The 14,850-nt window shown below is 66.6% G+C and carries 12 protein-coding genes; 2 read left to right on the forward strand and 10 right to left on the reverse strand.

Translation table 11 applies throughout. The annotated features are described in order from the left end of the window. Positions 1-354 precede the first annotated feature (354 nt). The 8 genes from GWI72_RS14840 to GWI72_RS14875 form a co-directional block, all read right to left on the reverse strand. On the reverse strand, positions 355-960 hold the full coding sequence (locus tag GWI72_RS14840; RefSeq protein ID WP_161677441.1) for a cupin domain-containing protein: 606 nt from the start codon (positions 958-960) through the stop codon (positions 355-357). Between the two features lie 183 nt (positions 961-1,143). Beyond that, on the reverse strand, positions 1,144-1,902 hold the full coding sequence (locus GWI72_RS14845) for an SDR family NAD(P)-dependent oxidoreductase (protein WP_161709201.1): 759 nt from the start codon (positions 1,900-1,902) through the stop codon (positions 1,144-1,146). A 26-nt stretch (positions 1,903-1,928) separates the two neighbouring features. Further along, positions 1,929-3,122 (reverse strand): M20 aminoacylase family protein, encoded by a 1,194-nt coding sequence (locus tag GWI72_RS14850; protein WP_161709202.1) that lies wholly within the window; start codon positions 3,120-3,122, stop codon positions 1,929-1,931. 2 nt (positions 3,123-3,124) lie between these two features. After that, positions 3,125-4,987 carry a dipeptide ABC transporter ATP-binding protein gene (locus tag GWI72_RS14855; RefSeq protein ID WP_209000148.1) on the reverse strand — a complete coding sequence of 621 codons (1,863 nt, stop codon included), beginning with the start codon at positions 4,985-4,987 and terminating at the stop codon, positions 3,125-3,127. After that, entirely contained in the window at positions 4,987-5,886 is a 900-nt protein-coding gene (locus GWI72_RS14860; RefSeq protein ID WP_161709203.1) for an ABC transporter permease, read from the reverse strand. The genes GWI72_RS14855 and GWI72_RS14860 overlap by 1 nt, the downstream gene beginning before the upstream one ends. Positions 5,887-5,895: 9 nt before the next feature. After that, entirely contained in the window at positions 5,896-6,882 is a 987-nt protein-coding gene (locus GWI72_RS14865; RefSeq protein ID WP_161677437.1) for an ABC transporter permease, read from the reverse strand. A gap of 102 nt (positions 6,883-6,984) precedes the next feature. Further along, a complete protein-coding gene (locus GWI72_RS14870) occupies positions 6,985-8,547 on the reverse strand; it encodes an ABC transporter substrate-binding protein (protein ID WP_161677436.1) in 1,563 nt (520 codons plus the stop codon). 319 nt (positions 8,548-8,866) lie between these two features. After that, positions 8,867-9,763: a LysR family transcriptional regulator gene (locus GWI72_RS14875; RefSeq protein WP_161709204.1), complete on the reverse strand. Its 897-nt coding sequence runs from the start codon at positions 9,761-9,763 to the stop codon at positions 8,867-8,869. Positions 9,764-10,046: 283 nt separating this feature from the next. Between GWI72_RS14875 and GWI72_RS14880 the strand changes: the two genes are divergently transcribed. After that, on the forward strand, positions 10,047-11,774 hold the full coding sequence (locus tag GWI72_RS14880; protein ID WP_161709205.1) for an amidohydrolase family protein: 1,728 nt from the start codon (positions 10,047-10,049) through the stop codon (positions 11,772-11,774). A 208-nt stretch (positions 11,775-11,982) separates the two neighbouring features. After that, complete coding sequence (locus tag GWI72_RS14885) at positions 11,983-12,690, forward strand: YczE/YyaS/YitT family protein (protein WP_161677433.1); 708 nt, start codon at positions 11,983-11,985, stop codon at positions 12,688-12,690. A gap of 224 nt (positions 12,691-12,914) precedes the next feature. Here GWI72_RS14885 and GWI72_RS14890 read toward each other — a convergent pair whose 3' ends face one another. Both GWI72_RS14890 and GWI72_RS14895 read right to left on the reverse strand, forming a co-directional pair. Beyond that, positions 12,915-13,997 (reverse strand): ABC transporter ATP-binding protein, encoded by a 1,083-nt coding sequence (locus tag GWI72_RS14890; protein WP_161709206.1) that lies wholly within the window; start codon positions 13,995-13,997, stop codon positions 12,915-12,917. Positions 13,998-14,007: 10 nt separating this feature from the next. Beyond that, complete coding sequence (locus GWI72_RS14895; protein ID WP_161709207.1) at positions 14,008-14,847, reverse strand: carbohydrate ABC transporter permease; 840 nt, start codon at positions 14,845-14,847, stop codon at positions 14,008-14,010. Positions 14,848-14,850: the final 3 nt, after the last annotated feature.

Genomic DNA, 14,850 nt, shown 5'->3' on the forward strand with positions numbered 1-14,850 from the left:
TGTGAAAGAGAACAAAAAGTGAACATAAAAGGGGCGAAGGGAGACAGGGGCCAGCGCGGAAACAAAGATCACCAAACAGGCAGCTCGCGAAAGGCGCCCTGAAAGCCTGACCGTTCTGGTCCGGTTGCGCCAGACACCTGCCTCCCAGTCCGCGCGGAGGCGCCAGGGCCGGCACACGCACCAAAACGGCAAACAAAGACACACAGCCGGCAGAAACCACCCTGGACGAGACCGCTTCGCAGACCCTGACACATCGTCTCAAGGCCAGTGCCGAACGCCCCCGCGCACATGACCGCCCGCGGATAACCACAGCCGCTGCATCCCCTCATGTCCAGTCCGGACCCGTGGCGCGCCTCAGAACGTCGGCGGTGTGCAGACCCACAGGATGCTGGCCGGTTCGCTGCCGATGTTGCGGTAGGAATGCGGGATGTTGGAGCGGAAGCAGAACCCGTCACCGGCCTCGAGTGCATAGGTCTGGTCGTTGAGATCGAGGGCCACCTGGCCTGCGAGCACGTAGCCGACTTCCTCGCCTTCATGGGTGATGGAGCCGCCGGAGCGGCCGCCGACCTCGAGATGATGGATGTTGCATTGCAGGAGGTGGCCCTCCTTGTAGGGAATAATCCGCTCGAGCATGACGCCGGTGGTGTGCCCGGTGCTCCCCTCGAGCGAGATGAACGGGCGTTGCCCCTTGCGGAACACCACGTTGTCCTGCGGGCCCTGCTCCTCGAACAGCCACGAGATGTTGGTCTCGAGCGCATGCACCAGCCGGTGCACCAGCGGCAGCGACGGCATCACCTTGCCGTTCTCGATCTTTGACAGCAGGCTCTCGGAACAGTCGCCGCGCTCGGCAAGCTCCTTCAGCGTAAAGCCCTTGGTCTGGCGCGCCAGCCTGAGCTTGATGCCCAGATTGCGGCGCGCGTCGTCGAGATCCACCGCTGAAGCCGCCTTGCTTCGTGTCATGCCCCTGTCCCCTTGCGGAGATGATGATGCCCGGCGCGCCGCTGCGCCGCCTTCACGTCCAGCGGCGGCCCGAGCCGGTGTCGCCCCGGGCTGCCACAGGCCGCGATATAAGCGCAGATGCGCGCGGCGGCGCAACTGCCCTTACGCGAGGTCGCTGCCGCTTTCCCCGGGCTTGTGCCCACCTCAGTGCGCCATGCCGCCGTCGACCATCATCGATTTTGCCGTGATGTAGCGCGCTTCCTCCGAGGCGAGGAAGACATAGATCGGCGCCACATCTTCCGGCGTGCCCTGCCGGCCGAGCGGCACGACGCGGCGCACGATCTCGGCATGGGCCTCGACACCGCCCATCAGGTCGATGGCAGGGGCGTTGAACGGCGTGTCGATCCAGCCCGGCAGCACCGAGTTGACGCGGATGTTGTGCGGGGCCAGCTCCTGCGCAAGCGCCACCGTGAAGGCGATCACCGCGCCCTTGGCCGCGGCATAGGACGCCATGCCGGCAGCGCCGCGCAGACCCGCCAGCGACGAGGTGGTTATGATGGCGCCACCGCCCGCCCGCGCGATCGCCGGACCTGCATATTTGGCGGCAAAGAACGTGCCGCGGGCATTGACGTCGAAGATCGCGTCCCAGGTCTCCGCATCGAACTGTTCGATCAGCCCGGTGCGCTGCAGGCCGGCCAGATAGACCAGCGTGTCGAGCCCGCCGAGGGTCGCTCCGGCCGTCTCGACGACGGACCGCACCGAGGCCTCGTCGCGGACGTCGCACTGGAGCGCGATGGCCGCGCCGCCGGCCGCGCGGCACAGCGCCGCGCAGTCTTCGGCCGCGTCCTTGTTGATGTCCGCGATCACCTGGCTTGCGCCGTTGCGGGCGAACTCGATGGCCGTGGCCCGGCCGATGCCGGTCGCTGCACCGATGAGGAGGGCTCGCTTGCCGGAAAGTCTCATGTCCTGTCTCCTTGAACCGGGTTGGGTCAGGTGCGTGTGCCGGCACCTGGGGCGTCCAGTGCCTCGCTGGCGACCTCGATCCAGTAGCGTGCGCCGATCGGGATCAGGTCGTCGTTGAAGTCGAAGTCGGGATTGTGCAGCGCCGTGTCGCGGCCGTTGCCGATCCAGGCATAGGCGCCGGGCCGGGCCTGCAGCATGAAGGCGAAGTCTTCCGACGCCGTGCTTGGGGTGAACTGCTCGACAATGTCCAGACCACCGGGCAGCCGCCGGGCGGCCCTGACCATCGTCGCCGTGGCGGTTGTCTCGTTCAGCGTCACCGGATAGGCCGGCTTGATGTCGAGATCGATGGCCACGTCGTGGCTGCGGGCGATGCCCTCGGCGATCTCGCGCATGCGCCGGTGGGCGATGGCGCCGGCCGTGTCGTCGAAGTAGCGCAACGTTCCCTGCAGGTCGACCTGGTCGGGCAGGGCATTGAGCGACTGGCCGCCATGGATCTGGGTCAGTGACAGCACCAGCGGATGGTGCGGGTCGATGGCGCGCGAGACGATGTTCTGCAGGCTTCCGGCCAGCGCGCCGGCCGCGACGATGGAATCCGTGCCGAGATGCGGCATGGCCGCATGCACGCCCCGCGCCCGGATCCGGAAGGAAAACAGGTCCATCGCCGCCATCATGGCACCCGGCCGCACGGCGACCTGGCCCAGCGGCAGGCCCGGCCAGTTGTGCAGCCCGAAGATGCTGTCCATCGGATAGCGGTCGAAGAGGCCGTCCTCGACCATCTTCTGCCCGCCGCCCGCGGCCTCTTCCGCCGGCTGGAACACGAAGTGGATGGTGCCGGCCAGACCTGCCTGGCGGCTCAGATAGTCGGCGGCGGCCAGAAGCATCGTCATGTGGCCATCATGGCCGCAGGCATGCGAGACCCCGGGCCGGAGCGACCGCCAGGGCACGGTGCCCGTCTCGGGGATCGGCAGCGCGTCCATGTCGGCGCGCAGGCCGATCGTGCGGCCCGGCCCGGTGCCCCGCAGCGTGGCGACAAGGCCGGTGCCCGCCAGGCCTTCGGCCACCTCGAGCCCCATGTCGCGCAACCGTCCGGCGACGAAGGCGGCGGTCTCATGCTCGGCGAAGGCCGTCTCCGGGTGGCGGTGCAGATGCTGGCGCCAGTCCCGGTAGATCGGGAGACGCTCGGTGAGGAAGCGGGTCGGATCCGGGGTTTCTCGGGTCATGGTCACGTCTCGAGGCAGGCGGCGGTGCGCCCGGCGGGGGCGGGCAGCAGGGAGGACGGCGGCAGGTGACCGGGCTCGAGATGGCAGGCCGCCCCGTTGCCCTCGGCAGTGGCAACAAGATGCGGGTCCTCGGTCGCACAGCGGGCGGAGGCGAACGGGCACCGCGTGCGGAACGTGCAGCCGGCCGGGATATGGATCGGATCCGGCGGCTCGCCTTCCATCAGGTAGGTCTCCGGCAGGAAAGGCTTGGGCTCGACCGTCAGGACGGAGCTCAGCAACGTGCGGGTATAGGGATGGGCAGGGTTCTCGAAGATCGTGTGATTGTCGGCAAGCTCGACGATGCGGCCGAGATACATCACGCCGATGCGGGCACAGACGCGCCGCACCATGGCAAGATCATGCGAGATGTAGAGATACGTGATGCCGTGGCGCTTCTGCAGCGTCTCGAACAGGGCGAGAAGCCGCGCCTGCTCCACCTGGTCGAGCGCCGACAGCGTCTCGTCCAGGATCATCAGGCTTGGTTCCAGGATCAGGGCGCGGGCAATGTTGATGCGCTGGCGCTGGCCGGCCGACAGCCCCACCGGCAGGTTGTCATAGAGATCCGGTGACAGTCCCACTTCGGTCATCACGTCGCGCACGCGCTGTTTCAGCGCCGTGCCGCGCGCCAGCCCGTGGATGCGCAAGGGCTCCTCGATGGTGCGGCCGATCGAGGCATGGGCGGGGATGGCGTTGTAGGGGTCCTGCAGCAGCAGCTGGAACCGCCGCCGCATCTCCAGCAGCGGCGTGCCCTTCAGCCCGGCAATGTCGCGGCCCTCGACCTTGATCGAGCCCTTGTCCGGCTGCTCGATGGAGGACAGGAGCCGGGACAGGGTGGACTTGCCGCAGCCCGATTCCCCGATCAGGCCGAAGCTCTCGCCGCGCCGCACATCGAAGCTGACGCCGCGCACGGCGCGCACGCGGTTCTCGCCGAAGAGCCGGGTGCGGTCGCGCACGACATAGGTGCGCTCGACGTCGCGCACTTCCAGCACGATGTCGTTGCCCGGGCTCGGTTCCGGGGTTTCGGCCTCGGCCCACAGCCGGGGCACCTTGGCGATCAGCTCACGGGTGTAGGCATGCTCCGGCGCGGCCGTGAGGCGTGCTGCCGGCTGCCGTTCGACGATGCGGCCGGCATTGATGACGATGACATCGTCGGCCGTGTCGGTGACGACGCCGAGCGACGAGGAGATGAAGACGATCGACGTCTCGAAGGCGCTCTGCAGGTCGCGCAGCAGCCGGATGATCTGCGCCGCCACCGTCACGTCCAGCGGCTGGGTGATGTTGTCGGCGATCAGGAGCTTCGGATTGGACACCAGCGCGTCGACGATCATCGCCCGCTGCATCATGCCGCCGGAGAACTGGAACGGGTACTCGTCGAACCGGCGAACGGCCGAGGGGATGCGCACCGCGTCGAGCGTGTCGATGACGCGCTTGCGGGCATCCGCCTCGGAGATGCCGGGCTCGACTTCCTTGAGTTTCTCGACGATCTGGTGGCCGACCGGAATGGTCGGATCGAGCGCGATGGTCGGGTTCGCGCCGATATAGGCGATCTCGCGGCCGCGCAGGTTCGCCATCGCCTGTTCCGGCAGGGCGAGAAGGTCGCGGCCCTGATAGAGGACGCGGCCGGAAGTCAGGCGCAGCGGCTTGTGGATCCAGTTGATCAGCGCGTTCGAGAGCACCGTCTTGCCCGAGCCGCTTTCGCCGATGATGCCGAGCACGGAGCGCGGCGCCACGTCGAAGCTGACATCGGAGAGGATCGGGCGGGATCCGGCCGCGCTGTCGAGCACGACCGACAGGCTCTCCACCCGCATGATTGGTTCGGTCGCCATCACAGTTGTCCCTGGAGCACGAGGTTGCGCGAGCGCTCGAGCACGCCGCCCATCAGGTTGAGGCTGGTGAGGGCGAGGGCGAGCAGGAAGCCCGGCACGATGGTGATCCACCAGGCGTTGAGCAGATACTGGGTGCCGGCCGAGATGATCGTGCCGAAGGTCGGCGTCGGCGGCTGGATGCCGATGCCGATGAAGCCGAAGATCGCCTCGAAGATCATCATCCGCGCGATGTCCAGCACGGCAACGAAGGCAATCGACGGCAGGATCGACGGGGCAATGTGCAGCGCCATGATCCGCAGGTCCGATGCGCCGAGGATCTTCGCCGCGCGCACATACTCCTTCTGACGCTCGGCGAGCGTGACCGAGCGCGCGACACGGGCGTAGGCAGGCCAGCTGGCAAGCACCAGAACGGCGATCACCGTGAAGGCGTTCGGCCGCGACATGCCGAGGATGGTGATGGCGAGGATGACCACCGGGATCGACATCTGCACGTCGGTGATGCGCATCAGCACCACATCGACCCAGCCGCCGCGATAGCCGGAGTAGATGCCGATGGCGCAGCCGATCACGAACATGATGACCACCGAGACGATGCCGATGGCGAAGGCGTTGCGCAGGCCGATCAGCGAGCGCAGCAGCAGGTCGCGGCCGAGCTGGTCGGTGCCGAGCAGATAGGGATAGCGCCCGCCCTCCATGAAGATTGGCGGCAGGAAGCGGTCGGCCACCGTGATCTTCGTGGCCGACGCGTCGATGACGAACGGGGCGACCACGGTCAGCACGGCGAGGGCTGCGAAGATGAAGAAGGCCACCTTCATCTCGGTCGTCGCCCAGGCGCCGGCAAGGATGCGGTGGGCGACCGAACGGCTGCGGGGCCGGGCAGAGAGAGCGATGTCAGTCATCCGGGGTCCTCAGAACTTCAGGCGGCGGTCGATCGTCGTCGAGGCGAAGTCGACGAGGATGTTGATCAGCACCAGGACGGCGCTGGCGAGGATGGCAACCGCCTGGATGATCGGGAAATCCCGCTGGAACACGGCGTTGATGGTCAGCAGCCCGATGCCCGGGAACGAGAAGATGTATTCGACCACGAACAGGCCGCCGAGCAGCATGCCGATCATCTGCGCGCTGAAGACATTGAGGAGCGGCACGGCTGCGTTGCGGACCACGTGCCGGTAGATCATCTTGCTGCGCGGGATGCCGCGCACCTGGCCGACGTTGAAATAGCCTTCCTGCACGTTCGCGGCGATCGACACGGCGATGGCGCGGATCAGGACCGGCGACATCTCGATGGCCACGACGATGGCCGGGATGATCGCATAGGCGATGCCGCGATAGCCGATGGCCGGAAGCAGCCCGGATTTCGCCGACAGCAGGTAGATCAGCACCACCCCGACCCAGATGTTGGGCAGCGAGACGAAGAAGGACGAGATATAGAGCCCGAGCTTCTGTTGCCATCGTCCGGCATTGAGGCCGGCGGCGAGCCCGATCGGGATGGCGATTAGGAAGGCGAAGACAAGGCCGAGGCTGGCGAGGATCAGCGTGTAGGGCAAGGCGGTGAGGATGAGGTCCATCACCGGGGCGCGCTGCGACAGGTCCGGCGCGCCGTCCTGAGAGCCGCCGCTCGCCCCGCCCTGCTTGCCGCGAATGAAGGAGTGGCCGAAGTCGCCGCTGGCGACCTGCACGATGAAGCGGCCGAACTGCACGGGAATGGGGTCGCGCAGGCCAAGTTCGCGCGCCGTCTCCTCCATGGCCGTCGCCGTCGCCATTGGTCCGAGAATGATGCGGATCGGGTCACCCGGCGCGATGCGCAGCAGCGTGAAGATGACGAAGGCAACGAGCAGGACGATCAGCAGTCCCTGGCTCAGGCGCCTGACGAAGAACTCGATTGCAAATGCCATAGACGGGGTTCCTGGCAGGGCCGGGGCCTGAAACGGACACGACGGGGTATGCTGCCGGCCGGATGATCCGGCCGGCAGTCCGCTGTCTGGCGAGAGACAGGCTCAGGAAAGGGTCGCCTTGCTCAGGTCGACCGGCCCGTTCGGGAAGAACGTCACGCCGTCGAGCTTGCTGCTCATGGCGCGCAGGAACACGCTCGAGAACAGGGAGATGCTCGGTGCCTTGGCGGCGATCAGCGGCAGCGTTTCGGTCTGCAGCACCTTCAGGCGCTCGTCCTGCGTCAGGGCATTGCGCTGCTTGTCGAGCGAGGCATCAATTTCGGCATCGTTGATGCCGTTGATCAGCGCGAAGCTCGAATGGTAGTTCGGGCGCAGCACCAGATCAGGCTCCGGCGACCCGGTGAGCCAGCCGACATCGACGATATGGCCGGGCCCCTGGCCGTCGGCGCGGCGGTAGAGCTGCTCTTCCCAGGCGGCGGGCTCCAGCGTGGTGAGCTTCACCGGGAAGCCCTGCTCCTGCAGCATCGCCGAGATGAGCTCGCCGTATTCGCGCGTCTTCGGATAGAAGCCGACCGAGGTGATGTACTCGATTTCCGGCAGGCCCTGGCCGTTCGGGTAGCCGGCCTCGGCCAGCAGCGCCTGCGCCTTCTCCGGGTTGTATTCCGGGTAGCCCTCGACGTCGGTGAAGCCGAACTTCACCGGCGACAGGTGGCAGTTGGACGCCTGGCCTGCCTCGCCGACAATGGCGAGAACCTGATCGCGGTCGATCGAGTGGAAAGCGGCGAGGCGCACGCGCACATCGTCGAACGGCGGCTTGTTGCAGCGGAAGTGCAGGTACTTGTTCTCGCTGGACAGCGAGCGGTCGGTCTTGATGCCGGCTTCCTTCGACAGCGAGACATACTGCTCGGGCTCGAGGCGTTCGGTCAGGTGGTACTGGCCGTTCAGCAGGCCGAGCACGCGGGTGTTGGCGTCCGGCACATAGGCCCAGACCAGGTTCTCGATCGCCGGCTTGCCGCCGTGATAGCCGTCGAAGGCCTGGAAGTTGATCTGGTCGCCGGTGGTGCTGACATACTTGAACGGGCCGGTGCCGTTCGGGCGCTGCTTCAGCTTCTCCGGGTTGGCGACGTCGTCCGCGCACAGGATCGGCAGGAACGAGGACACATACCAGAAGTTCAGCGCAGGATAGCCGTGCGCCTTGGTGGACAGCCGCACGGTGAGATCGTCGACGACCTCGACATCGACGCGGCCCGGATACCAGGCCGAAGCCGGGCGGCTCGGGTCGGAGGCGTATTCGTAGGTCGCCTTCACGTCCCTTGCGGTGAACGGCTGGCCGTCATGGAAGGTGACGCCGGCGCGCAGCTTGTACTCGAGCGTGTGCGCGTCGACCTGGCTCCACGACACCGCGAGATCAGGCAGGATTTCGCCCGGATTCTCGGGTGTCATCGGGCAGCGGGTCAGCCGGCCGAACAGGAAGCCCTCCGCCGTGATCTGGGGCGCGACCGTGTGCGAGCTCGGGTCCCACGAGCCCGTCACCGTGCCGGCGGCCGCAAAGACCAGCGTGTTGGAGGCCTGTGCAAAGGCCTGCGAGAACAGGTTGGGCGCGCCGATGGCTCCCGCGACGCCGATCGCCGCCGTGCCCGCGAGAAATTGTCGCCTGGTCGTCTTCATGGTGTGGCTCCCTCCGCTTGTAACGCACGAATTCACTTCCCCTCCGATGAGGGAACGTGCGGTGCAACGCGCGTGAGCAAGCGATGGCGCGCCATGCCCGTGACCCTCCCCCAGCACCTGACGAGCGAGCGCTGCGGCAGGTACATCCCGCACGGTAAAGAGGCTTGCAATGAAGTTCAAGTAACTTGAACAGGCTGAAACTTGACTGAATGTGCAGTTTCTGACGGTGCCGGCCAAGTGCCGGCATGGCCCGCCGCAGGGGCGGGGCGGAGGGGCGAGGCACAGGGGCGAGACACAGGGGCGGGTGCAGGGCGCTGCCTCACACCAGGCCCACCACCCGGACAAGGTCGCCGCAGAACATTTCCACGCCGAGCCCGCGGACACGGCGTTCACGGCAGACGACATGGAGCACGTTCCAGGCGAAGTCGCCGTCGCGCACCGGCAGGTGGACCAGCAGTCCGCGCCGGATGTCCTCGGCCACGTCGAAGCGGCTGAGAAAGACGATGCCGTCGCCGCTGGCCGCGATCTGCTTCATGGCCTCGATGGAGTTCGTCTGGAAGGCCGGCTCGGCGGTCAGGCCGGCGGCGGTGAAGCTGCCGGCAATCAGGTCGTGCATCACCATCCGGCGGTCCGGGAAGATCAGCGGATGGGCGAGGCAGGCTGCCAGCGTTACGCTGTCCTGCCCGGCGAGAGGGTGGGCCGGCGAGACCACGGCACCAAGCCTGGCATCAAAGGCGGCCACCGTTTCCAGCGCCGCATGGGCCGGAAGGTTGAAGGCAAGGCCCAGATCGGCCTCGCCCGCCGCCACGGCCGCAACGATGTCCGTGCGGGCCATCACCCGGATCGTGATGCGGATGCGCGGGTGACGGCCGGCGAACAGCGCGGCCGCCTTCGGCACGATGCCGCCGGCCAGCCCGTTCATCGTCGCCACGATCACCTCGCCGCTCTCCAGCGTCGTCAGGTCACGGATTTCCGCTTCCACCTCGCTGTACTCGCGCAGGGTGCGCCGGATGTGGGCAAGGAGGATCTCGCCGGCCGGTGTCAGGCGCAGGCCGCGCGGCAGGCGCTCGAACAGCGGCGCGCCGATCACTTGCTCCAGCTGCAGCACATGCTTGTTGATGGCCGATGCCGCCACGTTCAGCCGGTCGGCCGCCGCGCGGATCGACCCGCTGCGGGCCACTTCGTCGATGTAGCGCAGGACCCGCGAGTGCAGCATGTCGCCTCCTTTTGCGTTCTGAAAAAGCGAACGCTCCGCGCAGAAAATACTGCTTTCAGGAAGCGGTGCAATCTTCTTTTATGACGGCGACGGCGCGCCGGCACACAGCGGCCCGCCTGGGGGAGGATCATTCAGGTCATCGGGATCCGTCCGGCTGACCGCCCGTCGGGGCGGGTTCGGCGACGGAACATGTCCGGCTGCCGGGCCCTGTCCGGCGGAAGGAGCCCGTCTGCCCGAAGCCCGGTTCTCTCCGTGCCCACACACCACCGACCGGAGGTCCGCCGTGAACGCCCTGGAAACGCAGCACTACGCCAAGGTCCGCACCATTTTCGACATCCTGCATGGCAGGGCCGAGGCGGATCTGCTCATCAAGAACCTCAACATCCTCGATGTGCATGGCGAGACCGTCTATCAGGGCTCCATCCTGGTGCATGACAAGCGCATCGTGGCGCTGTCGCCGGACGAAAGCATCCTCAAGGTGCGCGAGGTTTTCGACGGCGAGGGGCTCTACGCCATTCCGGGCCTGATCGACGCCCACATCCATTTCGAATCGCAGCTGGCCCATCCGACGGCGCTGGCGGAGGCGATGGTGCCCTGCGGCACCACAACGATCTATGCCGAGTGCCTCGACCTCCTGAGCGCGGCCGGCGAGGAAGGCGTCGAGGCGGCAACGGCCCTGTTCAAGGACCATGACAAGCTGCCCTACCGCCTGTTCGCCTTTGCCCCGGGCAAGAAGACGGCCGCCCATGTCACCCAGGCGGTGCTGCAGATGGAACCGGTGATCGGCCTCGGCGAGTTCGAGCATTTCACCTATTCCTCGGGCGACGACGACGACTTCCGCAAGGCGGCCTGGGTGCGGGCCAAGGGCGGTTTCATGAACGGCCACTGGGGTGTCACTGCCCTGTCCGACATGGTGCTGAACTACCTGCCGGCGATCGGCGTCTCCAACAACCACGACGTCTGGAACGAGGACGACATCGAGAAGTCGATCCGCTACGGCTTCCCGACCCACATCAAGTTCGGCGTCGGCTCCGCAGAAGTGATCAAGGTGCTGCTGCGCGCCATCGTCGACCGCAAGTGGCCGACGGACAACTTCATGCTCTGCACCGACAACATCTCGGTCGAGCGGCTGCTGAAGTCGGGCCACATGGACTGGATCATCGGGGTCTGCGCCGACATGGGCATCAACCCGATCCATGCCATCAAGATGGCCACCTACAACACCGCCCGCTCCTTCCACATGGAGGACCAGATCGGCTCGCTGACGCCCGGCAAGTTCGCCGACATCGTGCTGACCGACAGCCTGTCGCGCATCAATCCCCGCTACGTGTTCAAGGACGGCGAGCTGGTCGCGAAGGACCGCAAGCTGCTGAAGAATGCCGAGATCGACTACTCGGGCATGTGCAAGGCCGGGGTTCCGGGGCTCGACACGCTCCGGGCGGAGCAGCTCGACATCGTGCCGCTGGAGATCTCGGCCGACGGCACGCAGGCCAAGGTCTATCTGTTCGATGTCTACGGTCGCGGCCACGCCCGGTTCTTCCAGGAAGTCTGGGTGCCCTATCGTGATGGCCAGGTCGTGCCCGAGCTGGACGGCGTCCGTTACAGCCGCATCTCGGTCGTGCAGCGTTACCCCAGGGGCGAGCGGCATGTGGTCAACGGCCTGTTCAAGGGCGTGCGCATCGACCGTGGAGCAGTGGCGACCTTCTGGCCGGCACCCAAGCCCTATTTCGTCGCCATCGGCAACGACAGCGCGGAAATGTGCCATTGCCTGAAGCAGGTCGACGGCTATTCCGGCGCCTGCGTGGTCACCGAGAACCTGCAGCAGAAGGCCGTCATGCCGCTCGAGATCTATGGCGTCATGGCCAACATGACCGTCGCCGAGCTCACCGCTGCTGCCGGCGCCATCGACGCGGCGCTGGAGGAGATGGGCAACCGCAACGAGGGCGAGCCGGTCGTCAACAAGCTGCTCAGCCTGTTCATCTCGCTGCACCGCTTCCGCTTCATGGCGTGAACCGGACCTTCAGGCTCGCCGGTCGGCGGAGGAGGCGTCCGGCGGTCTTTTGCACCGAAATCCCGGCGGGGGCGGCAGCTCCCGCTGGCGGGGAACGCGGCGCGGCTGCATGACGGACCCACCGGTCCCGGCCCCGCATCCGCAGACATCAACAAGGAGGGTCCGGCCCGTTGCTCAGGCGGTCCGGACAGGAACTGGGAGGAAAAGCATGGCACACAAACCCGGCGAGGCCGATGTTCTCGACACCGGCAGTCTCACCCGGCGCTGGATCATGTATGTGGTCGGCATCTACATCCTGACCTTCGGCGTGAGCCTCGCGATCCGCGCCGGCATCGGCATCTCGCCGCAGTCGAGCCTGACGCGCACCATGACGCTGGTGTTTCCGCCGCTGACGCAGGGCACCTACAATTTCATCCTTGAGCTGATCATGCTGGCGCTGACCTATCTGGTCATGCCGAAGGACTTCAAGATCACGGCGTTCTTCTCGCTGGTGCCCGCCTTCGTGCTGGCGGTGTTCCTCGATCTGAACCTGATGATGACCGAGTTCATCAAGCTGGAGCTTTACCAGGCCAAGGTGGCGCTGCTGGTGTTCGCCGATGCGGCTCTGGCCTTCGGCCTGTTCCTGATGATCCGCGCCAATCTGGTGCTGATGCCGGTGGACATGTTCGTCAACACCATCTGCAAGCGCACCGGCTGGAAGTGGGGCAACATCAAGACCGGCTTCGACTGCACCCTGCTGCTGACCTCGGCCTGCATCGGCCTGGCGTTCCTGGGCGAAGTGAAGTTCATCCGCGAAGGCACGATCATCAACGCGATCCTGATTGGCCAGTACATCCGCCTGTACTTCTTCATCTATCGCAAGATGAACGCCTCGAAGCTGGCGGCATCGGACGGGGTTCCGGCCAGCACCACCTGACGCGGAGCCCCATCCTCCGCGTGCCCCCCGGAAGGCCGCCGCAGGCGGCCTTCCAACCCGTCTGGCACAGGCCGCCGCAGGCGGCCTTCCAACCCGTCTGGCACAGGCCGCCGCAGGCGGCCTTCCAACCCGTCTGGCACAGGCCGCCGCAGGCGGCCTTCCACCCCTTCAGGCACAGGCCGCCGCAGGCGGCCGTCCGTGTTTCGGCTCCGTGCGCCCGGGTCTCAGCGGCTCCGGCGCGGCAAGGCCAGGCCATTGTGGTCAAAGGCTTGCACGGTGCCGGGTCTTGCGTGCAGATGCAGCGCGTCGCCGGAGCGCACCGGGTGATGGCCATGCACGCGCAACACCAGCGTGCCATAGTCCTCTGTCCGGACATAGACATTGGTGTCCGAGCCCAGATGCTCGACCAGATCCGCCGTGCCGCTGACCAGTGCGCCTTCAGCCGTACCCGGCACCAGATGTTCGGGCCGCAGCCCGATCTCGGCGATCCGCCCGGCCACGCCCTCCGGGGCAAGGCCGTCAAGCGGCACGGCCGCGCCGGTGGCCAGACGGGGCAGTCCCCGGTCATCCAGCGTCACAGGCAGGATGTTCATGGTCGGCGAGCCGATGAACTGGGCGACGAACCGGTTGGCCGGCCGGTCGTAGAGATCGAGCGGCGAGCCGACCTGCTGCACGTCGCCGCCGTTCAGCACCACGATCCGGTCCGCCAGCGTCATTGCCTCCACCTGGTCATGCGTCACATAGATCATCGTCGCCGCCAGCCGCTTGTGCAGCCGGGCGATCTCCAGCCGCATGTCGACGCGCAAGGCCGCATCGAGGTTGGACAGGGGCTCGTCGAACAGGAAGGCGCGGGGCTGGCGCACGATGGCGCGGCCCATGGCGACGCGCTGGCGCTGCCCGCCGGAGAGCGCCTTGGGCAGGCGCGCCAGCAGAGGCTCCAGCGACAGGGTCGAAGCAGCAGCAGTGACGCGCGGGCGCCGCTCGGCCTCAGGTTTGCCGCGGATCTCCAGCGAGAACCCCATGTTCCGCGCCACATCCATATGCGGGTAGAGCGCATAGGACTGGAACACCATGGCGATGTCCCGGTCGCGCGGGGCCGTCTCGTTGACGCGCCGGCCGTCGATGCGCAGCTCGCCGCCGGATATCGGCTCCAGCCCGGCGATCATCCGCAGCAGCGTGGACTTGCCACAGCCCGACGGGCCGACAAGGACGACGAACTCGCCGTCCTCGATGGTGAGGTCAATCTCGCGCAGCACCTCGACCTGACCATAGCGCTTGGCGAGAGAGGACAGTTCCATTCGGGCCATGTGACGTCTCCTATCCCTTGACGGCGCCTGAGGTCAGGCCCTGCACGAGGTAACGCTGGATGAAGAGGAAGAAGAGGCAGGACGGCACCAGCGCCAGCACGCCGGCGGCCATCATCTGTCCCCAGTCGACGGAGAACTTCGACACGAAGGTGAGCAGCCCGACCGGGAAGGTCATCGCATCGTTGGAGTTGATCAGCATCAGCGCGAAGAGGAGTTCACTCCAGGCGGCGGTGAAGACGAAGCCGAGCGTCGCGCCAAGCCCGGGCAGGGTCAGCGGCACGATGATCCGCCTGAGCGCCTGGAACCGGGTGCAGCCGTCGATCATCGCCGCTTCTTCCAGATCGCGTGGGATGCCGTCGAAGAAGGACTGCATCAGGAAGGTGGCGAAGGGGATGTTGAAGGCGGTGTAGACGACGATGAGGCTGGTCAGCGAGTTCAGCATGCCGAGCGCCGCCACCATCTTGTAGATGGGCGCGATGACCATCAGCAGCGGGAACATCTGCGTCACCAGCATGATGCCCACCAGCACCCGCTTGCCGGCGAAGTCGAAGCGCGAGAAGGCATAGCCGGCGCCGGCGGCGATCAGCGTCGTCACGCCCGCAGTGCCCAGCGACACGATCAGGCTGTTGCCGAAATAGGCCAGGAAGTCGGTCTGGGTGATGACCTTGGCGAAGTTGCCGAAGCTGGTTTCCGAGGGGAACAGCCGGGTGCCTTCGGTGAAGATCAGCTGGTCCGGCGTGATCGCGATCTTAACCAGCCAGTAGAGCGGAAACAGCGCGAAGGCGAGATAGGCGGCCAGGGCCAGATACCTGGCGGTCGAGAGGAGGGGCGAGGCTGTGCGGCGGGCCATGGG

The sequence above is a fragment of the Pannonibacter sp. XCT-53 genome (assembly GCF_009915765.1).
GTDB classification, from domain to species: Bacteria; Pseudomonadota; Alphaproteobacteria; order Rhizobiales; family Stappiaceae; genus Pannonibacter; species Pannonibacter tanglangensis.